This is a genomic window from Gallaecimonas sp. GXIMD4217 (assembly GCF_038087665.1).
Lineage (GTDB): Bacteria > Pseudomonadota > Gammaproteobacteria > Enterobacterales > Gallaecimonadaceae > Gallaecimonas.
In genome coordinates, this window is the sequence record NZ_CP149925.1 from 1,631,866 (window position 1) to 1,651,407 (window position 19,542).

Sequence of the window (19,542 nt, forward strand, 5' to 3'; positions counted from 1 at the left end):
GTCCAGCAGGGTGTCAGATGTCGTCCAGCAAAGCCCAATACAACCTCAATAAACTGCACAAGCGGCTGCGCCGCAACGTCGGCCAGGCCATTGCCGACTTCAACATGATTGAAGACGGCGACCGGATCATGGTCTGCCTGTCCGGCGGCAAGGACTCCTATACCCTGCTGGATATCCTGCAGAACCTGCGGCAGTCGGCGCCGGTTTCCTTCGAGCTGGTGGCGGTGAACCTGGATCAGAAGCAACCCGGCTTCCCCGAGCACGTGCTGCCCGAGTACCTGGACGGCCTCGGTGTCGAGTACAGGATCGTCGAGGAAGACACCTACGCCATCGTCAAGGACAAGATCCCCGAGGGCAAGACCACCTGCTCGCTGTGCTCGCGCCTGCGCCGCGGCATCCTCTATCGCACCGCCAAGGAGCTGGGCTGCAACAAGATAGCCCTGGGCCACCACCGCGACGACATCCTCGAAACCCTGTTCCTGAACATGTTCTACGGCGGCAAGCTCAAATCCATGCCGCCCAAGCTGGTCTCCGACGACGGCGAGAACCTGGTGATCCGGCCCCTGGCCTACTGCAAGGAGAAGGACATCGCCGCCTACAGCGAGGCCAAGGCCTTCCCCATCATTCCCTGCAACCTGTGCGGCTCCCAGCCCAACCTGCAGCGCCAGGTGATCAAGGAGATGCTCCAGGACTGGGACCGCCGCTTCCCTGGCCGCATCGAGACCATGTTCAAGGCGCTGCAGAACGTGGTGCCCTCACACCTGGCCGATACCCAACTGTTCGATTTCAAGGGCCTGACCCTGGACAACGCCGAGGGCCTGGAAGGCGATACCGCTTTTGACAAGGAAAGCTTCCCGGCGGTACCTGTCGGCAAGGAAGAGGATGAGGATGGGCCAAGCATCGATCCGGCGCTGACCCTCAACATCAAGGACGTGAGCTGATCAAAAAAGCGGGCCCAGGCCCGCTTTTTACTGCCCGAACCAGGGCCGGATGGCAAGGGGCGCCTGGCTGAGGCGCAGCCCGGCCTGCGGCGTCAGCGCCTCTTGGGCGATATAGAGGCGGCCGGCCTTCATCTGGTGGTGGGGCGCCTTTTCCACTTGGGTGCCCTCGGCCAGCATCACCAGGATCCCCTTCGGCTTTGGCAGCAGGAAGGACATCATGCCCCCCTCGGCGTCGATCAGCGCCGCCATGTCGGTGGCCATGGCGGCCAGCAGCTCGCCGCCGAAGACGCGCTTGCCCTCGACCCGGCCGGTGACGCTCACCGCCAGGTGGCAGTCCTGCTCGGTATCGAAGCGCACCACCGCCTTGTCGTCCTTGAGCGCCTTGTCGTAGGGCAGCAGCAGCTCGCCCTGGTCGTTGGCCAGCAGCGGGTAGCTCTGGCCGCCGGCGAAGATGTCGATGGGGGTGAAGTCGCAGGCGCCGCCCTGGGCCTTGAGGGCGAAGGAGAGCCTGGCCAGGGGATAATGGCCCTTGTGGTAGATCTTGAGGCGATCAAAGAAGCCGTCGTAGTTGAGCATCACCGTCTCGGCCGCCGCCGGCGCCGCCAGGGCGGCCCCGAACAGGGCCAGTACCAGCCTATTCATCCATGTATCTCCTGTTATGGCGGATCATGGCCAGCAGCTCCTGGACATAATCCTCGCGGCGCTCTGAGTAGCTGAGCAGGCCCCAGACCAGCTCGCCGGCCCTGGGCGTCTCGCCGGCCTGGCGCTGGGCGGCCCGGATGGCACGCAGCTCCCGGTAGGCGCCGTGGGTATTGATGTTGTGCAGGTAGCTGCGCACCGAGTCCTGGGGACTGTCGAACCTGGCCACCTCGTGGCGCTGGTTGGGACCACGCTGCAGGGGCACCAGGCCACAGCCGGGCTGGTAGCACCACTGGCCGAAGAAGTTGTAGCCCTGGCGGGCGAAGCGGGAGTTGCCCCAGGCGGACTCGTTGGCGGCCTGGGCCAGCACCATGGCCAGCGGCAGTATGTCGACCCGGCTCAGCAGCTCCTGCCTGCCCGCTTCGTCCAGGGGCCAGGTCAGCTCATAGTCGCTGGCCAGCTGCGCCAGCCAGTGCTGCTCCGCCTCGCTTGGCTCCGCCTTGTCCAGCACGCTCTCCAGCCGGGCCCGCTCGGCCAGGATGCGGGCGTTTTCCGCCTCCACCAGGGGTTTGAGGTAGGCAAAGAAGGCCTTTTTCTTCTCGGTGGTCCGGTCATACTGGCCGAAATCCGGCAGCTGGCTGTCCACCAGCTTGGCATCCCGGGCCGGCGGCGGCCCCGGCTGGCGCAGCGTCAGCAATACCCCGGCCAACAGCGCCAGCAGCAACAGCGGCGCCTTGAGCACATGCAGGCTTCTCATGCGGCCAGCACCCCCTGGCGGCCACGGATGGCCAGCCTTACGCCGAACAGCTCCCGGTACAACACCCCGTGCAGGTTGAAGTACCAGGGCACGGCCCAGACGAAAAGCAGCCCGAAGCTGAGCACCCCGGCCATCAGCGCCAGTCCGCCCAGCAGCTGCACCAGCAGGATCTGCCAGCCGTAGCGAACCGCCAGGTGCAACCCCAGGCGCAGCGCCGCCAATGGGCTGAGGCCCTTGTCGGCCACCAGCGGTAAGGTGAAGCAGAAGGCCACCAGCAGGAACAGGCCGGGCAGCAGGAACAGGCTCAGTCCCAGCTGCACCAGCACCGAACTGAGCAGGGCCGCCAGGCTCAGGCGGCTGGCCAGGGGATACCAGGCCAGGGCTTGGCGGAAGCTGGGCGGGATCCCCACGGAGCGGAAGATGCCCAGCATGTGCAGACCGGTGATCAAGGGGGCGGTCAGGCCGAGGATCAGCAGCTGGCTGAACAGGGCCAGGCCCAGGTGCTCCTGGGGCAGTCCCAGTGCTGGCGCCAGGCCGGCCAACAGGACGTCCAGGCCATACCAGCCCAGGCCCAGGGCCAGGAAGGTGACCGTCATGGCCAGGCTGCCCTGGCGGCTGTGCTGCCAGGCCTCCTTGAGGATGGCCTTCATGTCCAGTTGGATCTCGCCCCTCAGGGCCTTGTCCGGATCGCCACCGAGTTTCAGTTCGGTGGCCTTGTCCTGTTCGTCAATCATGCTTTTTCTTGTTGTCTGGCCAGCAGCTCCTGGCGGCGCGCTTCCTTCTCGGCCTTGAGCCTGGCCACGTCCACGGCGATGTGCTGCTGGTTGCGCTGTTTGGCCAGTTCGATCTGCTTCTGGCGTTCTTCGAAACGCTGGCGGCGCTCCTCGGTCATGCTGTCGTAGCAATGGGGGCAGACCACGCCCTGCATGTACCGCTCGCTTGCCTTGTCGGCCTCGGTGATGGGGCGGCGGCAGGCGTAGCACTGGTCGTACTGGCCCTGCTCCAGGCCGTGCTTGACGGCGACCCGCTGGTCGAACACGAAGCACTCGCCCTGCCACAGGCTCTCCTCCTGCGGCACCTCCTCCAGGTACTTGAGGATGCCGCCGTCCAGGTGGTAGACCTCGTCGAAGCCCTGCTCCTTGAGGTAGGCGGTGGATTTCTCGCAGCGGATACCACCGGTGCAGAACATGGCCACCTTCTTGTGTTTGGTCGGATCCAGGTTTTCCTTCACGTAGGCGGGGAATTCGCGGAAGGTCTCGGTATTGGGATTGAGGGCGCCCTTGAAGGTGCCTATGCCCACCTCGTAGTCGTTACGGGTGTCCACCAGCAGCACCTCGGGATCGGAGATCAGCGCGTTCCAGTCCTTGGGGCTCACGTAGGTGCCGACCACCCTGTTGGGGTCTATGCCTTCCACGCCCATGGTGACGATTTCCTTCTTCAGCTTGACCTTGGTGCGGTAGAAGGCCTGCTCGTCGGCAAAGGACTCCTTGTAGCTCAGGCCCTCGAATTCTTTGTGGCTGAGCAGCCAGTCACGCACCGCGTCTATGCCGGCACGGGGACCGCAGACGGTGCCGTTGATCCCCTCGGCGGCCAGCAGCAGGGTGCCCTTGACCTCGTTTTCCAGCATGCAGTCGAGCAGCGGCTGGCGCAGGGACTCATAGTGGGGAAGACGAACGAACTTGTAGAGGGCGGCAACAACATAGTGGCCCATGGTGAGACTCCTTTGGCTGACCGGCCCGTAAAGCCGGCGCGAAATTTAGGGGCGCCATTGTAGCAAAGTCAGCTGCCCAGGCCACCCTCAGGCCGGGGCCAGTCCCCACAGCAGCTTGGCGGCCAAGGCCAGCAGCACCAGTCCCAGCAGCCGGTCCACCCAGTAGCCCTTGGCGGCCAGGAAGCGACCCAGGGGGCCGGCGGTCAGCAGCACCGACAGCACCACGAACCAGAGGCCGGTGGCGATGGACAGGTAGGCGGCAATGCCGACCATGGTCCAGCCGCTGGGGGCGGCGCTCAACACCACCCCGAACAGAGTCAGGAAGAACAGGGTCGCCTTGGGATTGAGGGCATTGACCAGGAAACCGCGCCTGAAGGCGGCGGCAAAGCCCGGCACCTGGCCGGCCTCGCCACTGAGCTGCAGGCCGGTGCTGGCACGCAGGGCCCCTACCCCCATCCAGGCCAGGTAGAGGGCGGCGGCCACCGAGAACAGCATCTCCAGGGTCGGGTTCTGCTTGAGCAGCAGCGCCACCCCGGCCCAGGTATAGAGCATGTGCACCAGGATCCCCGTCCCCACACCCAGGGCCACCTGCATGCCCTTGTGGCGGCCAAAGGCGATGGCGTGGCGGCTGACCACCGCAAAATCCGGGCCTGGACTGGCCACGGCCAGGAAGTGGGCCCCGGCCAGGAGCAGAAACTGTTCTGTTGTCATCGATACCTCCTTGCGACAAGGGCCAATGCTGGCACCCCACGGCCGGCAATGGAAGAGGTGGCGTCTTCACATGGGACGGGCCGTGGCTGACATGCGGTCCCTTTTCCGTGGCCCTGGGGTGAACCCGGCTCCCTGCCTATGGCTGGATAAGCCGGTTGACCAGGGCCGGCAGCAGCTCGGCGGCCGGCCCTCGGCAATGCTCGTGAAAGAGCGGGCTGATGGCGCTGTCCTGGACATTGACCTCGATGCAGTGGGCGCCGGCCCGGCGCGCCTCCTCCACGAAGCCGGCGGCCGGGTAGACCTGGCCGGAGGTGCCCACGGCCAGGAAGAGATCGGCCTGGTCCAGGGCCAGGTAGATCCTGTCCAGACCCAGGGGCATCTCGCCGAACCAGACCACATGGGGCCTAAGGGGCGCCGCCGGCAGGCAGCAGGTGCAGTGGCTATCGGTGCCCAGGGGTTCGCTGACGGTGAACAGCTGGCCGCTTCGGGTGCACCTGGCCTTGCGCAGCTCGCCATGCATGTGCAGCAGCCGTTTGGAGCCGGCCCGCTCGTGGAGATCGTCGATGTTCTGGGTGATCAGCAGGAAGTCGTCGCTGGCCACCTCGAGCTTGGCCAGGGCCCGGTGGGCGGCGTTGGGCTCCACCTGATCCAGCTGTGCCCGCCTGGCGTTGTAGAAGCGGTGTACCAGTTCCGGATCGGCGGCAAAGGCCTCGGGGGTGGCCACCTCCTCCAGGCGGTGCTGCTCCCAGAGCCCGTCCTGAGCCCGGAAGGTGCGGATCCCGGACTCGGCGCTGACGCCGGCCCCTGTCAGTACCACCACCTTTCTGTAATGCATTTTCCATACACCTCTTTTTGCCGACGACTACACTGCTGCAATGTGTAATGGCTTTTATAACAACGCGTTGCCGGTTAATTGTTTATCGTTATTGGCGCCAGCGCCTTATGCTGGCAGTATCCTTTAAAAAAACGTTACACTGCCGTGACCCGGTTATTGGACAAGCACCACCATGCCAGAAATCCTCATCGCCGACGACCACCCGCTGTTTCGCAGTGCCATCCGCCTGGCCATCGAAAGCCAGGGCCAGGACCTGCAGGTGCGCGAATGCTGCGACGCCGACAGCCTCTTCGCTCAGCTGGACGGCGACGAGCCGGATCTGGTGCTGCTGGACTTGACCATGCCGGGCGCCCACGGTTTTTCCTGCCTGCTGCAGCTGCGCGAGCGCTACCCCGCCCTGCCGGTGGTGATCATCTCCGCCCACGAGGACGACCAGAGCCTGTCACGGGCCCACCGGTACGGCGCCCTGGGTTTCATCCCCAAGTCGGCGGACCTGGCCGTCATCGGCGATGCCCTGGCCTCGGTGCTGGCCGGCGAGCTCTGGTACCCCGACCATTTCCAGCCCCGGCAGCAGGCGGCCGAGGAGCAGGCCCTGGCCGACGGCCTGGCGGCGCTGACGCCCCAGCAGTACAAGGTGCTGGCGCTCTTTGCCGAGGGCCTGCTCAACAAGCAGGTGGCCCACGAGCTGGAGGTATCGGAGGCCACCATCAAGGCCCACGCCACCGCCATCTTCAAGAAGCTCAATGTCCGTAACCGCACCCAGGCGGTCATTGCACTGCAGTCGCTGAGCCCAGCTGCCGGATCATCAGCGCCCTGAGTGCCGCCGGCTTGACCATCTTGGCCATGTAGCCGAAGCCGGCCTCCCTGGCCTGTTCGATGAGCTCCTGGCGGCTGTCGGCGGTGATCAGCACCCCCGCCAGCGCCCGGCCCAGCTGCTTGCGTACCGCCGCCATCACCGCCAGGCCGTCGTCACCGCCGTCCAGGTGGTAGTCCGCCAGCATCATGTCCAGCTTGTCGTCGGCCAGGGCCAGCGCCTCCCGGCGGTTGCGGGCGGTGAGCACGGTGCAGCCCCAGCCTTCGAGCAGTGCAGCCATGGCCGCCAATATGCTTTCGTCGTTGTCCAGGCACAGCACCCTGGGGTTGCCAAGGTGGCTGGGCCCGAACCTTGGCGTGCTGGCCGGCCGCGCCGGCGCTTCGGCCAGGGGCACCAGCACCCCGAACACGCTGCCTCTGCCGGGCACGGAGCGCAGCGACAGCGGGTGGCCGAGGATCCGGCCCATGCGCTGGGCGATGGCCAGACCCAGGCCCAGGCCCTTTTCGTCCCTGTCCAGGCGCCGGAATTCCTCGAAGATGGCCTCCTGCTGCTCCGGCGCTATGCCGGGGCCTGTGTCCCAGACCTGGATCAGCACGGCCTTGCCGCGCCTGCGGGCGCTGAGCAGCACCCGGCCGCCCTTGCCATAGCGGATGGCGTTGGCCAGGAAGTTCTGGATGATGCGCCTGAGCAGCAGCCGGTCCGAAGCGACGCTGAGCGCCCGGAGCCGGCAATCCAGGATCACCCCCTGCTCCCGGGCCAGTATGGCGAACTCGCCGGCCAGGCTGTCCAGCATGGCCTTGAGGTCGAAGGTGCTGCGGTTCACATTCAGGGTGCCGGCATCCAGTTTGGAGATATCCAGCAGGTCGGTGAGCAGATCGCCGGCCGATTTCAGCGACGACTTGATGTTCTCCAGCAGGGCCTGGTCGTTGCCCCCCTGCTGCAGCAGCGCCGAGGTGAACAGCCGGGCGGCGTTCAGCGGCTGCATCAGGTCGTGGCCACAGGCGGCCAGGAAGCGGCTCTTGGACTGGTTGGCCCTGTCGGCCTCGGCCTTGGCGGCGGAAAGCTCCATGGTGCGCTCGGCCACCCGCAGCTCCAGTTCCTCGTTGGCGGCCTTGAGCAGCCGCTCCGCCCGGCGGTAGACGGTGATGTCGGTGAAGGTCATCACGAAGCCGCCGCCGGGCATGGGGTTGCCCTGGACCTTGATCACGCTGCCGTCCGGCCTTTCCCGCTCGGAGCTGTGGGCCGAGCCCTGGCGCATATGGTTCACCCGCCTGGCCACATGGTCCTCGACGGCGCCAGGCCCGCACCAGCCCCGCTCGGCATTGAAGCGGATCAGCTGTGCCACCGGCCGGCCCACCTGGATGAGGCCCGGCGGGTAGTCGAACAGCGCCAGGTAACGGCGGTTCCAGGCCACCAGGTTGAGGTGCCGATCCACCACGGAGATCCCCTCCGAGGCGTTCTCGATGGCCCCCTGCAGTAGCTCCCGGGAGAACTGCAGCTGCTCTGTGGCCTCGTCCACCAGGGTCACCACCTCGTCCAGGGCGATATCCCGGCCCTGCACCGCCGAGCGCATCACCAGGGCGGCACTGGCGGCGCCGATCACCGAGGCCATCAGCCGTTCGATGTCTTCCATCAGTTCGGCGCTGGCCTGGCGCGGCAGTTCGGCACCGCTGCAGCCCTGGGCCCTGGCGTGGCGCTCGATGGCGGCCGCCACCCGCACCGGCCCCACGAAACGGCTTGCCAGGGCCTGGAGATCGGCCAGGCTGATGGCGCCGCCCTGGCGCTGCTGCTCCTGTCCGCTGGCCACGAAGCTGGCGGCCTGCAGCCGGTCTATGACCCCGGCCCGCAGCAGCAGCGAACCCAGGCCGTAGACAACGCCGTTGATGAGCAGCGACAGCAGTATGGCGTAGGGACCCAGCAGCCAGTCGTGCAGCCACCACCAGCTGCCGAAACCGGCTGCCAGTCCCAGCAGCGCCCCCTTGCGGTTGCCGCCCTGCCAATGGAGCCCACCCAGCAGCGCCGGCCCCAGCTGGGCAAAGGCGCCAAAGGCCAGCAGCCCCATGGCGGCCAGGGCCTGACCGTTACCCATGTGCCAGTAGACGATCAGGGCCAGCAGCAACAGCAGCAGGATCACCGCCCGGCGCAGGTGCAGCAGCTGGCGGGCGAAGTGCTCGAAGTTGCGTCCCTCGAGGCGTTTGGTCTTGAGCAGGTAGGGCACCAGCAGCTCGTTGGAGACCATGGTGGCGATGGTGACGGTGGCGACGATGACCATGCCGGTGGCGGCGGAGATGGCGCCCAGCACCGCCAGCAGGGCCACCCAGGGGTGTCCCTCCAGCAGCGGCAGCGAGATCACATAGGTGTCGGCCGCCAGATGGCCCTGGAAGATCAGGCCGCCGGCCAGGGCCAGGGGCGCCACCGGCAGGGCGATCAGCACCAGGTAGAGGGGGAAAAGCCAGCGGGCCTGGCGCAGATCCCCCTCGGACTGGTTCTCCACCACCATCACGTGGAACTGGCGCGGCAGGCAGAAGAAGGCGAACACCCCCACCAGGCTCTGGGCCAGCAGGGCTGGCAGGCTCGACAGGGCATCGCTGCGGACCACCTGCTCGGTGACGGCCAGGCTGATCAGCTCGCCCAGGCCGTCGAAGCTGCCGTAGATCACCACCAGGGTCACCACCAGCAACGCCATCAGCTTGAGGCCGGACTCGAAGGCCATGGCCAGCATCAGGCCGGGATGGTGCTCGGTGGCGTCGAGCTTGCGGGTGCCGAACAGGATCGCGAACAGCGCCAGGAAGGCCGCCACCACGGGGGCGGTGCTGCCGGGCAGCTGTTGCTGGCCGCTGAGGATATCCAGGCTCAGCACCATGGCCTTGAGCTGCAGGGCGATATAGGGCAGGCAGGCCAGCAGGGCGATCAGGGTGACGGTGGCCGCCACCAGCCGCGACTTGCCGTAGCGGGCCCCCAGGAAATCGGCCAGGGAGGTGATCCTGTGCCTGTGGCTGACCCGCACCAGCTTCTGCAGGGTGCCAAAGCCCAGCGCCATCACCAGGATGGGCGCGATGAACACCGGCAGATAGGACCAGATGGACTGGGCCGACTGGCCCACGGTGCCGAGGAAACTCCAGGACGAACAATAGACCCCCAGTGACAGTGCGTAGATCAGCTGGCGACGGGCCGGGCCCAGGGTCTGTTCACGGCGATCGCCCTGCCAGGCGATGGCGAACAGCACCAGGACGTAGAGCAGGGCCAGCAGGCCGACAAGCCAGAGGGGCATGGGGATCTCCCTGATTTATCTGGAGTTGCCTTTTTACCACAGCCCCCGCCAAAAGGGGCTTTCGACTAAAGTCGACTGGGCGGCACGGGCCCGGGCACCTAGATTGTGAGCATCATGTTAAACAGGAGCCCGAACATGACCCCCTGTCGCTACCAAGAGATCAACCAGAGCCCTCGGTTCCAGGCCATGGTGGCCAGGCGCGAACGCTATGCCTGGCGCCTGTCGGCCCTGATGCTGGCCATCTATTTCACCTTCATCCTGCTGATCGCCTTCGAGCCGGCGCTGCTGGCCAGGCCCCTTTATCAGGGCAGCGTGATCACCTGGGGGATCCCGGCCGGCCTGGTGGTGATCCTCAGCGCCTTCGTGCTCACCGGCCTCTATGTGCGCAAGTCCAACCACGAGTTCGACACCGAGAACGCCGCCATCCTGGAGGAGCAAACCCCATGAAAGCCCTGATCTTCCTGCTGGCGCTCTGCCCCGCCCTGGCCCTGGCGGCCGGCAGCCTGGACGGCGAGGCCCAAACCCAGCCCCTCAACCTGCCGGCCATCGCCATGTTCGTGGTGTTCGTGGCCCTGACCCTGGCCATCACCTACTGGTCGGCCCGGCGCACCAAGACAGCGTCCGACTATTACGCGGCCGGCGGCGGCATCACCGGCTTCCAGAACGGCCTGGCCATCGCCGGCGACTACATGTCGGCGGCCTCCTTCCTGGGCATTTCCGGCCTGGTCTACCTGTCCGGCTTCGACGGCCTGATCTATTCCATCGGCTTCCTGGTGGGCTGGCCCATCATTTTGTTCCTGATCGCCGAGCGGCTCAGGAACCTGGGCCGCTACACCTTCGCCGACGTGGCCTCCTACCGCCTCGGCCAGAAGTCCATCCGCACCCTGGCCGCCAGCGGCTCGCTGGCGGTGGTGGCCCTCTACCTCATCGCCCAGATGGTCGGCTCCGGCAAGCTGATCCAGCTGCTGTTCGGCCTGCCCTACGAGGTGGCGGTGATGCTGGTGGGGGTGCTGATGGTGCTCTATGTGATGTTCGGCGGCATGCTGGCCACCACCTGGGTACAGCTGATCAAGGCGGTGCTGCTGCTGTGCGGCGCCACCTTCATGGCGGTAATGGTGCTGCTGCACGTGGGCTTTGATCCGGCCCTGCTGTTCGAGCAGGCGGTGGCCGTGCATCCCAAGGGCGAGGCCATCATGGCCCCGGGCGGCCTGGTGTCGGATCCGGTCTCGGCCATCTCCCTTGGCATCGCCCTGATGTTCGGCACCGCCGGCCTGCCCCACATCCTGATGCGCTTCTTCACCGTCAGCGATGCCAGGGAGGCCCGCAAGTCGGTGTTCTTCGCCACCGGCTTCATCGGCTACTTCTACATCCTCACCTTCATCATCGGTTTCGGCGCCATCGTGCTGGTCCATACCAACCCGGACTTCAAGGACGCCGCCGGCGCCCTGCTGGGCGGCAACAACATGGCCGCGGTGCACCTGTCCAAGGCGGTGGGCGGCGATCTCTTCTACGGTTTCATCGCCGCCGTGGCCTTTGCCACCATACTGGCGGTGGTGTCCGGGCTGACCCTGGCCGGTGCCTCGGCGGTGTCCCACGATCTCTACGCCAACGTCATTCGCAAGGGCCAGGCCGGGGAACGGGAGGAGATCAGGGTGTCCAGGTACGCCACCCTGGCGCTGGGGCTGGTGGCCATCGCCTTAGGGCTCCTGTTCGAGCAGCAGAACATCGCCTTCATGGTGGGCCTGGCCTTCGCCATCGCCGCCAGCACCAACTTCCCGGTGCTGCTGCTGTCCATGTACTGGTCCAGGCTCACCACCCGCGGCGCTCGTGTCGGTGGCTGGACCGGCCTGGTGACCGCCATCAGCCTGGTGATCCTGGGCCCCACCGTCTGGGAGGCCGTGCTGGGCTTCGAGCGGGCCATCTTCCCCTACCAGTACCCGGCCCTGTTCTCGGTCAGCGCCGCCTTTGCCGCCAGCTGGTACTTCAGCGTCACCGACCGCTCGGCGGCGGCCGCCGAAGAACGGGCGCTGTTCGTGCCCCAGTTCGTGCGCTCCCACACCGGCCTGGGGGCCGCCGGCGCCAGCCAGCACTGACCGGCGGCGCCAAGGGTGCCCATCTTGTTAACAAAGCCCGGACGTGGCCGGGCTTTTCTTATACCTTGGTCTAATGGCCCGGCCTGGGCCCGCTTTACATACTGGTGCCAACCACTTCTACAGGAAGGAAAGAATAATGACGCAGATCGCCCGCTACCCGGTCATGGACGCCATCGCCAAGGATGCCCGCATCACCCAGGATGAATACCAGCAGGCCTACCAGGCCTCGGTGCAGGATCCCGTTTCCTTCTGGGGCACCATCGGCAAGCGCATCGACTGGATCAGGCCCTACACCCGGGTCAAGAACACCTCCTTCGATCCCCATAACGTCTTCATCCGCTGGTACGAGGACGGCACCCTCAACGCCAGTGCCAACTGCCTGGACCGCCACCTTGCCGAGCGCGGCGAGCAGACGGCGCTGATCTGGGAAAGCGACGACGGCAGCGAGGTTCGCCACGTCAGCTACCAGGAGCTGCATGGCCTGGTGTGCCGCTTCGCCAACGTGCTCAAGCACCAGGGCATAGGCCGCGGCGACGTGGTGACCATCTACATGCCCATGGTGGTGGAGGCGGTGGTGGCCATGCTGGCCTGTGCCCGTATCGGCGCCGTCCACTCGGTGGTGTTCGGCGGCTTCTCCCCCGATGCCATCGCCGGGCGCATCATCGACGGCAAGGCCAGGCTGGTGATCACCGCCGACGAAGGCCTGCGCGGTGGCCGCAGCATCCCCCTCAAGACCAACGTGGACGAGGCCCTCACCCATCCCGACGTCAAGACGGTGGACAAGGTTTTGGTGCTGCGCCGCACCGGCGGCGACATCCCCTGGCACGAGCACCGGGATCTGTGGTGGCACGACGCCATGGCCAAGGCAAGCGAGCATTGCCCGCCAGAGGAGATGGACGCCGAAGACCCCTTATTTATCCTTTACACTTCAGGCTCCACCGGCAAGCCCAAGGGCGTGCTGCACACCACCGGCGGCTACCTGGTTTACGCCTCCTACACACACGAGCTGGTGTTCGACTACCAGCCCGGCGAGGTCTACTGGTGCACCGCCGACATTGGCTGGATCACCGGCCATTCCTACCTGGTCTACGGCCCCCTGGCCAACGGCGCCACCTGCCTGATCCACGAAGGGGTGCCCAACTGGCCCAGCCCGGCCCGCCTGGGGGAGATAGTCGACCGCCACCAGGTGGCCATCCTCTACACGGCGCCGACCCTGATCCGCGCCCTGATGGCCCAGGGCCCCCAGCATTTCGATAACTTCGACGGCGCCAGCCTGCGCATCCTAGGTACCGTCGGCGAGCCCATCAATCCCGAGGCCTGGCGCTGGTACCACGAGGTGATCGGCAAGGGCCGCTGTCCCATAGTGGACACCTGGTGGCAGACCGAGACCGGCGGCATCATGATTGCGCCCCTGCCCGGCGCCATCGACGCCAAGCCCGGCTCTGCTACCCTGCCCTTCATGGGCGTGCAGCCCGCCCTGGTGGACAACCTGGGCCAGCCGGTCGAGGGCGAAGGCAACCTGGTGATCAGCGATTCCTGGCCGGGCCAGATGCGCACCGTCTACGGCGACCACGAGCGTTTCGTGCAGACCTACTTCTCCACCTTCCCCGGCCACTACTTCACCGGCGACGGCGCCCGCCAGGACGAGGACGGCTACTTCTGGATCACCGGCCGGGTCGACGACGTCATCAACGTCTCCGGGCACCGCCTGGGCACGGCGGAGATAGAGTCGGCCCTGGTGGCCCACCCCGAGGTGGCCGAGGCGGCCGTGGTCGGGTATCCACACGAGATCAAGGGCCAGGGGATCTACGCCTATGTCACCCTCAACCAGGGCGTGGCGGCCAGCGAGGAGCTGCGCCAGGCCCTGCGGCAATGGGTGCGAGCCGAGATCGGCGCCCTGGCCAGCCCGGATCTGATCCAATGGGCCCCGTCCCTGCCCAAGACCCGCTCCGGCAAGATCATGCGCCGCTTCCTGCGCAAGATCGCCGCCAACGAATGCGAGGCCCTGGGCGACACCACCACCCTGGCCGACCCCGGCGTCATCGACTCCCTGGTGACAAGCCGTCTCAACCAGTAGCGCACCCCCTTGCCCGCCGCACCGGCGGGCTTTTTTGTGCATTAAAAAAGCCGCCCTTGAGCGGCTTGTTCCCTTCTGGTGCCGCTTAGAAGCTGTACTTGGCGGCAAACTGCAGCCGGTTCAGGTTGCCCCTGGCGCCGTTTTCCAGCTGGCGTTGGCCGAGCAGATATTCGACCCCGAATGAAAGCGCCTTGACCGGGGAATAGAACAGATTGGCATGGAGGGAGTGCAGGCGGCGGGTGATGGCGTCATCCACCAGATGGGGCTCTTGGTCCGCTCGCAGTGCCGACAGCACCAGGCTGGAACGCCACTGGTCGTTCCACCAATGTCGGTAGGAGATAAAGCCGGAGATGGTCTTGAGGGTCTTAAGCTCGCCGTCGGCGCTCACCAGGGCATCGGCCACGGCGTTAAGGGCCACGTAGCGGCCCAGGCCGTCGCCATGGGTGGCCATGAAGCTGAGGTCGTCCCGTGCGCCGAGCTGCAAGCGCCCGGCCAGGCTGAGGCCATAGCCGAAGGCGCTGTCCTCTAGGCCTGGCTCGTCGGCCCGCAGCTGGCGGCCGATGGCGGCCAGGCTAAGGTGGCCGCCGTCGAAATGGTGATCGTAGCGGGCCACCATGTCCGGCAGCAGGCCGTCGTCCAGGTCCAGCTTGCCGGCCTCGCCATGGGGCGTGACCACGGTCTCCGGGTTCTCCAGGGCAAACTGCCAGCTGCCGAAACGATAACGCACCTGTACCTGGCGCTGGAAGACGGTGCCCTCGGCCGGTCCCAGGAAATCCACCGACTCCGGCAGCACGGCCGTGTCCTGGAAGGTGGTAAAGGTCTGGCCGAACAGCCAGTCGTCGAAGGTGAAGTAGGCATGGCGCAGCCTGGGGGTGTAAGAGTTGGATACCATTTCGTTGCCATTGGGCGTGCCCAGGAAGTCCATCTCCAGGCGGGTGCCGAGGCGGTGCCGGCCGAGGTCGCTGCGGCTGGCCAGCACCAGCCGGGTTTCCCGGGCCGAGAAGTCCAGGGCCTTGCCGCTGTCGCACTCGTCGCAGACCGGTATGGTGCCGGCCACGTAGAACTGGCGGCCGATGCTGCCGGAAGGGAGCTTGCCGTCGCTGTAATGGCTGTAGAAGAGGGAGGCCTTGGCAAAGCCGCCGAAGCTGACCTGGGTCTGGCCGTCGTCCATCAGGGTGATGGCGCCCTGGCACGGCAGGCCCAGGGTCGCGGCCACCAGGCCGGCAAGTGGGTATCTCATGGGGTTTCCTTCCTGTTGTCATGGACGGGCACGGGAAGGAAAAGACGCCTTCCGGCACCACTGGCATTCACTATGCCCGTGGCGCCGGGGTGGACCCATTAGTCTTTGGTCGTAGGGGTGATGGTGTCCAGGGTGAGCATGGGCGAGGCATCGAGATCGTCGGCGTTCATCATGCTGGCCACCCGCTGCAACGAGCTGAGGATCAGCGACTGCTCCCACTCCTCCAGGGACTCGAAGCGGGTGATGAAGGCCTGCTGCAATGGTGCCGGGGCCTTGGCCAACAGCTCCCGGCCGGCATCGGTGAGATCCAGCATCACCTTGCGCTTGTCCAGGGTGGATCTTTCCCGGATCACCAGGCCCCTGGCCTCCAGGCGGTCGATGATGCTGGTGACCGTGGCCTGGGACAGGTTGACGATGCGGGCGATGTTGCGGGTGGTGTCGCCGGGCTGGCCGTCGATGGCCCGCATCAGCAGCAGCTGGGGACCGGTCAGGGACGAGGTCTTGTTGAGCTTCTTCGAGTGCAAATCAATGGCACGGATGATCTGGCGCAACGCCGTCAGCACTTCGTCCACGCGTTTCATGGGCACTTTTTCCATGGGGATGAAAAGATTAGCGCTATTTTAGACGGAAGCGGCCGGTAAACAAGCAAAGTCTTCGTCCCCCATTGCAGGGGCAATTGGCCCCGATCCATAATATTCGCGCACGAATAATAATCCTTGGAGAGAATCATGAAACGAGCGAGCATCGCCCTTGCCGTCGGCCTGGCCATGACGGCCCCCCAGGCCCTGGCAGAGGTGGACGTTGGCGGCGCCTTCCGGGTCAACTATGCCTGGAAGGACTACGACGACAAGAACAAGGACAAGGGCGGCGAATGGGACATCGAGCTGTTTCGCATCGATGTCAACGGCAGCCATGAAGACTGGTTCTATTCCGCCCAGTATCGCTGGTACCAGGATTTCGAGGCCATCCACCACGCCTATGTGGGCTACAACTTCGACGAGAACCGCGCCATCAAGGCCGGCGTCACCCTGGTGCCCTTCGGGATCCTGCCGGTGGTCTCCCACAGCTTCTGGTTCGGCGGCGGTTACTACCTGGGCATGGAAGACGACTATGACACCGGCGTCGTCTACCAGCACAAGAGCGGCGACTGGCTGTTCCACGCCGGCTACTTCCACAACGCCGAATACGACAATGGCGACCGCTTCGACCGCTATTCCTTCGATCTGGCCGCCGTCGACGGCGAGCGCGCCGACGAAAACAACCAGCTCAACCTGCGTGCCGCCAGGACCATGCCGCTGGCCGGCGGCAAGCTGGATCTGGGCGTCTCCCTGGAAGCGGGCCGCCTCTACCTGAACGAGCAGCAAAAGCACGAGGGCCGCTGGCAGGCCGCCCTCCACGGCGACTGGAACAACGACGCCGGCTGGAATGTACAGCTCCAGTACGCCCGCCAGGAGTACGACACCAACACCGATACCGTGACCCTGTCCGCCTTCCAGTTCCCCTTCGAGGTGGCATCCGAGATGGATGTGGTGAGCTTCAACGTCGCCAAGACCTTCAAGGTGGGCAACGCCTTTGCCGACAGCATCACCTGCTACAACGATCACACCCAGATGCTGGCCGACGGCAGCGGCAACGACGACTCCATCCAGAACGTCACCGGCTGCCTGGTCGCCAAGGGCGGCCTCTACACCTATGTCGACTGGATCGCCGGCAAGAACATGTGGTTCGCCGGCGGTAACGGCGTCGGCCTGGAAGCACCGGGCAACGACGGCTGGCATTCCCGCCTCAACATCAACATCGGCTTCTATTTCTGATTTTGACTTGACAGGGCACCGCCGGTCGGGCTTAGCTGAAAGGGAATTCCAAGGAGAACCTGATGAATCCGCTGCTGCGCAACACCACCACCACCATTACCGGTACCACGCTGTGGTCCCGGGGGTGGCGCGTGCGCTAGCGAAACATCAGTTTCCAACAGCCAAAGGCCCGCTCCCCCAAAGGAGCGGGCCTTTTTTATGGAGTAAATGCGATGAAAGTGATGAAGTTTGGCGGCTCTTCCCTGGCCGACGCGTCCCGCTTCTGCCAGGTGGCCGAGCTGGTCGGTACCGCCCTGGCCACCGGCCCGGTGGCCCTGGTGCTGTCGGCGCCGGCCGGCACCACGGACGCCCTCTTTGCCCTGGTCGAGGGCAGGCTTGAAGCCACCGAACTGACGAGCCGCTTTCATCGCTGGACGGCCGACCTTGCCGAGGCAGAGCCGGGCCTCGACGCCGAGGCGCTGCACCGCCAGGTACAGCCGTTGGTGGCCAGCCTGGAGCGCCTCCACGAGGGTTGCCGGCTGCTGGGGCAGCGCCCCGAGTCGGTGGTGGCCGAGCTGGTCAGTCTGGGCGAGCGGCTGTCCATCGCCCTGATGGAAGCCCTGCTCAAGGCCCGTGGCCACCAGCCGCTGCTGCTGGATCCCCGCCAACTGCTGCCCGCCAGGGGCCCTGTGCTGGACGGCCAGGTGGACACGGAGCTGGCCGCGGCCCGTGTGGCCGGGCTGCCCAGGGACGGTCTGCTGCTGATGCCCGGTTACCTGGCCGGCGATGCCGAAGGCGGCGCCATGCTGCTGGGGCGCAACGGCTCCGATTATTCGGCGGCGCTGCTGGCCGCCGCCCTGCCCGCCCGGGAGCTGGAGATCTGGACCGACGTGGACGGCGTCTACCAGGCCGATCCCAGGCGGGTGCCGGGCGCCCGGCGACTGCACAGCCTTTCCTATGCCGAAGCCCTGGAGCTGTGCTATTTCGGCGCCAAGGTGCTGCACCCCAAGACCCTGGGCCCGGTAAGCAGAAAAGGCATCCCGGTGCGCATCAAGCAGACCGACAGGCCCGCCGAGCCCGGCACCCTGATCGGTGACGCCGGCCAGGAGCCCAGCGCCGTCAAGGCCCTGTCCGATCTCGAGTCCATGGTGATGATCAGCGTCAGCGGCCCCGGCATGCAGGGCATGGTGGGCATGGCTGGCCGCATCTTCACCGCCGTGCAGCGGGCCGGGGTGTCCATCGTGCTGATCACCCAATCCTCCAGCGAGTACAGCATCTCCTTCTGCGTCCATGCCGCGGACGGCGCCGCCTGCCGCCAGGCCCTGGTCCAGGAATTCAACCTGGAGCTGGCCCAGGGACTGCTGGATCCCATAGAGCTGCTGGAGCAGCTGGCCATCATCACCCTGGTCGGCGACGGCATGCGCCATTCCATCGGCGTGGCCGGCCGTTTCTTCTCGGCCCTGGCCCGCACCGGCATCAACGTGGTGGCCATAGCCCAGGGCTCGTCGGAGCGCTCCATCTCCGCCGTGGTGCCCGGCGCCAAGGTCAACGAAGGACTGCGCGCCAGCCATCAGGCCTTCTTCGACAGCCAGCAGCGCATCGACCTGGTGTTGCTGGGCGTGGGGGGCGTCGGCAGTGCCCTGCTGGCGCAGATCCGGCGCCAGCAGGCCGCCCTGGCCGAGCGGCAGATCCGCCTCAATGTGCTGGCCCTTGGCAACAGCAGGCAGATGCTGCTGGCCCCCCAGGGGGTGGATCTCGACCATTGGCAGGCGCAGCTGGCCGGCAGCAGCCAGGGCTTTGATCTCGATGCCCTCAAGGCCCTGGTGCGCGAGCATCACCTGATCAACCCGGTCATCGCCGACTGCACCGCAAGCGAGCAGGTGGCGGCCCGCTATGGCGACTTCCTGGCGGCGGGCTTCCACGTGGTCACCCCCAACAAGCGCGCCAATACCGGCGATCTGGCCTACTACCGGCAGCTCAAGTCGCTGTGCATCAGGCACAAGCGCAAGTACCTGTACGAGACCACTGTCGGTGCCGGCCTGCCGGTGATCGAAAACCTGCAGAACCTGCTGGCCGCCGGCGACCGGCTGCGCTGCTTCGAAGGCATCCTGTCCGGCTCCCTGTCCTACATCTGCGGCAAGCTTGAGGACGGCCTGCCCCTGTCCGAGGCGACCCTGATGGCCAAGGAGCTGGGCTACACCGAGCCGGATCCCCGGGAGGATCTCAGCGGCCTGGACGTGGCCAGGAAGCTGTTGATCCTGGCCAGGGAGGCAGGCCTCATGCTCAACATGGACGACATCGAGGTGGAGCCGCTGCTGCCGGCTAATGCCTGCCGGGGCAGCCTGGCCCAGTTCGTGGACGCCCTGCCCCGGTGGGACGCCCATTTCCACGGCCTCATCTGGCAGGCCCAGAGCCAAGGCAAGGTGCTGCGCTACGTGGGCAGCATCGAGGACGGCCGCTGCAAGGTGGGCCTCAGGGCGGTGGCCAAGGACTCGCCCCTGGCCACGGTCCGCGACGGCGAAAACGCCCTGGCCTTTCACAGCGACTACTACAGCCCGGTGCCCCTGGTACTGCGCGGCTATGGCGCCGGCAACGAGGTCACCGCCGCCGGCGTCTTCGCCGATCTGCTGCGTACCCTCAACTGGCACCGGGAGGGCTGA

Annotated in this window: 16 protein-coding genes; 7 read left to right on the top strand and 9 right to left on the bottom strand. The window is 66.2% G+C overall.

Annotation, left to right across the window (positions count from 1 at the left end; all coding sequences use genetic code 11):
* Positions 1–17: 17 nt before the first annotated feature.
* On the top strand, positions 18–941 hold the full coding sequence (gene ttcA / locus WDB71_RS07980; protein WP_341504122.1) for a tRNA 2-thiocytidine(32) synthetase TtcA: 924 nt from the start codon (positions 18–20) through the stop codon (positions 939–941).
* Positions 942–968: 27 nt separating this feature from the next.
* Here the strand turns inward: ttcA and WDB71_RS07985 are convergent, their stop codons facing one another.
* From WDB71_RS07985 to cobB, 6 genes are all read right to left on the bottom strand, one after another.
* On the bottom strand, positions 969–1,583 hold the full coding sequence (locus WDB71_RS07985) for a DUF2987 domain-containing protein (RefSeq protein ID WP_341504123.1): 615 nt from the start codon (positions 1,581–1,583) through the stop codon (positions 969–971).
* Complete coding sequence (locus WDB71_RS07990; protein ID WP_341504124.1) at positions 1,576–2,337, bottom strand: glucosaminidase domain-containing protein; 762 nt, start codon at positions 2,335–2,337, stop codon at positions 1,576–1,578. Before WDB71_RS07990 ends, WDB71_RS07985 begins: the two co-directional genes overlap by 8 nt.
* Complete coding sequence (locus tag WDB71_RS07995) at positions 2,334–3,071, bottom strand: hypothetical protein (protein ID WP_341504125.1); 738 nt, start codon at positions 3,069–3,071, stop codon at positions 2,334–2,336. The genes WDB71_RS07990 and WDB71_RS07995 overlap by 4 nt, the downstream gene beginning before the upstream one ends.
* On the bottom strand, positions 3,068–4,048 hold the full coding sequence (locus WDB71_RS08000) for a rhodanese-related sulfurtransferase (RefSeq protein WP_341504126.1): 981 nt from the start codon (positions 4,046–4,048) through the stop codon (positions 3,068–3,070). Before WDB71_RS08000 ends, WDB71_RS07995 begins: the two co-directional genes overlap by 4 nt.
* A gap of 87 nt (positions 4,049–4,135) precedes the next feature.
* The gene (locus WDB71_RS08005) at positions 4,136–4,759 is read right to left on the bottom strand and encodes a LysE family translocator (RefSeq protein ID WP_341504127.1); all 624 of its coding nucleotides are present in this window, start codon (positions 4,757–4,759) and stop codon (positions 4,136–4,138) included.
* Positions 4,760–4,895: 136 nt separating this feature from the next.
* Positions 4,896–5,594: a Sir2 family NAD+-dependent deacetylase gene (cobB, locus tag WDB71_RS08010; protein WP_341504128.1), complete on the bottom strand. Its 699-nt coding sequence runs from the start codon at positions 5,592–5,594 to the stop codon at positions 4,896–4,898.
* Between the two features lie 172 nt (positions 5,595–5,766).
* On the opposite strand from cobB, the gene WDB71_RS08015 reads away from it, so the two are divergent.
* Positions 5,767–6,411, top strand: coding sequence for a response regulator transcription factor (locus WDB71_RS08015; protein ID WP_341504129.1), 645 nt, complete (start codon positions 5,767–5,769; stop codon positions 6,409–6,411).
* On the opposite strand, the gene WDB71_RS08020 is transcribed toward WDB71_RS08015, so the two are convergent.
* Positions 6,362–9,679 (bottom strand): PAS domain-containing hybrid sensor histidine kinase/response regulator, encoded by a 3,318-nt coding sequence (locus WDB71_RS08020; protein ID WP_341504130.1) that lies wholly within the window; start codon positions 9,677–9,679, stop codon positions 6,362–6,364. The two genes, WDB71_RS08015 and WDB71_RS08020, sit on opposite strands and share 50 nt — an antisense overlap.
* A 135-nt stretch (positions 9,680–9,814) precedes the next feature.
* On the opposite strand from WDB71_RS08020, the gene WDB71_RS08025 reads away from it, so the two are divergent.
* The 3 genes from WDB71_RS08025 to acs all read left to right on the top strand — a co-directional run bounded on the left by WDB71_RS08025 (position 9,815) and on the right by acs (position 13,849).
* Complete coding sequence (locus WDB71_RS08025; RefSeq protein WP_341504131.1) at positions 9,815–10,126, top strand: DUF485 domain-containing protein; 312 nt, start codon at positions 9,815–9,817, stop codon at positions 10,124–10,126.
* Complete coding sequence (locus tag WDB71_RS08030; RefSeq protein ID WP_341504132.1) at positions 10,123–11,772, top strand: cation acetate symporter; 1,650 nt, start codon at positions 10,123–10,125, stop codon at positions 11,770–11,772. The genes WDB71_RS08025 and WDB71_RS08030 overlap by 4 nt, the downstream gene beginning before the upstream one ends.
* A 136-nt stretch (positions 11,773–11,908) precedes the next feature.
* On the top strand, positions 11,909–13,849 hold the full coding sequence (acs, locus tag WDB71_RS08035) for an acetate--CoA ligase (protein ID WP_341504133.1): 1,941 nt from the start codon (positions 11,909–11,911) through the stop codon (positions 13,847–13,849).
* 85 nt (positions 13,850–13,934) lie between these two features.
* On the opposite strand, the gene WDB71_RS08040 is transcribed toward acs, so the two are convergent.
* A complete protein-coding gene (locus WDB71_RS08040; protein WP_341504134.1) occupies positions 13,935–15,089 on the bottom strand; it encodes a DcaP family trimeric outer membrane transporter in 1,155 nt (384 codons plus the stop codon).
* Positions 15,090–15,187: 98 nt separating this feature from the next.
* Positions 15,188–15,670 (bottom strand): MarR family transcriptional regulator, encoded by a 483-nt coding sequence (locus WDB71_RS08045; RefSeq protein ID WP_341504135.1) that lies wholly within the window; start codon positions 15,668–15,670, stop codon positions 15,188–15,190.
* A 147-nt stretch (positions 15,671–15,817) separates the two neighbouring features.
* Between WDB71_RS08045 and WDB71_RS08050 the strand changes: the two genes are divergently transcribed.
* Entirely contained in the window at positions 15,818–16,903 is a 1,086-nt protein-coding gene (locus tag WDB71_RS08050; protein ID WP_341504136.1) for a hypothetical protein, read from the top strand.
* A 212-nt stretch (positions 16,904–17,115) separates the two neighbouring features.
* Positions 17,116–19,542 carry a bifunctional aspartate kinase/homoserine dehydrogenase I gene (gene thrA / locus WDB71_RS08055; protein ID WP_341504137.1) on the top strand — a complete coding sequence of 809 codons (2,427 nt, stop codon included), beginning with the start codon at positions 17,116–17,118 and terminating at the stop codon, positions 19,540–19,542.

Bases quoted from the DNA above. Each gene is read 5' to 3' on its own strand.
- ttcA (WP_341504122.1), top strand. From the start codon at position 18: ATGTCGTCCAGCAAAGCCCAATACAACCTCAATAAACTGCACAAGCGG.
- WDB71_RS07985 (WP_341504123.1), bottom strand. From the start codon at position 1,583: ATGAATAGGCTGGTACTGGCCCTGTTCGGGGCCGCCCTGGCGGCGCCG.
- WDB71_RS07990 (WP_341504124.1), bottom strand. From the start codon at position 2,337: ATGAGAAGCCTGCATGTGCTCAAGGCGCCGCTGTTGCTGCTGGCGCTG.
- WDB71_RS07995 (WP_341504125.1), bottom strand. From the start codon at position 3,071: ATGATTGACGAACAGGACAAGGCCACCGAACTGAAACTCGGTGGCGAT.
- WDB71_RS08000 (WP_341504126.1), bottom strand. From the start codon at position 4,048: ATGGGCCACTATGTTGTTGCCGCCCTCTACAAGTTCGTTCGTCTTCCC.
- WDB71_RS08005 (WP_341504127.1), bottom strand. From the start codon at position 4,759: ATGACAACAGAACAGTTTCTGCTCCTGGCCGGGGCCCACTTCCTGGCC.
- cobB (WP_341504128.1), bottom strand. From the start codon at position 5,594: ATGCATTACAGAAAGGTGGTGGTACTGACAGGGGCCGGCGTCAGCGCC.
- WDB71_RS08015 (WP_341504129.1), top strand. From the start codon at position 5,767: ATGCCAGAAATCCTCATCGCCGACGACCACCCGCTGTTTCGCAGTGCC.
- WDB71_RS08020 (WP_341504130.1), bottom strand. From the start codon at position 9,679: ATGCCCCTCTGGCTTGTCGGCCTGCTGGCCCTGCTCTACGTCCTGGTG.
- WDB71_RS08025 (WP_341504131.1), top strand. From the start codon at position 9,815: ATGACCCCCTGTCGCTACCAAGAGATCAACCAGAGCCCTCGGTTCCAG.
- WDB71_RS08030 (WP_341504132.1), top strand. From the start codon at position 10,123: ATGAAAGCCCTGATCTTCCTGCTGGCGCTCTGCCCCGCCCTGGCCCTG.
- acs (WP_341504133.1), top strand. From the start codon at position 11,909: ATGACGCAGATCGCCCGCTACCCGGTCATGGACGCCATCGCCAAGGAT.
- WDB71_RS08040 (WP_341504134.1), bottom strand. From the start codon at position 15,089: ATGAGATACCCACTTGCCGGCCTGGTGGCCGCGACCCTGGGCCTGCCG.
- WDB71_RS08045 (WP_341504135.1), bottom strand. From the start codon at position 15,670: ATGAAACGCGTGGACGAAGTGCTGACGGCGTTGCGCCAGATCATCCGT.
- WDB71_RS08050 (WP_341504136.1), top strand. From the start codon at position 15,818: ATGAAACGAGCGAGCATCGCCCTTGCCGTCGGCCTGGCCATGACGGCC.
- thrA (WP_341504137.1), top strand. From the start codon at position 17,116: ATGAAAGTGATGAAGTTTGGCGGCTCTTCCCTGGCCGACGCGTCCCGC.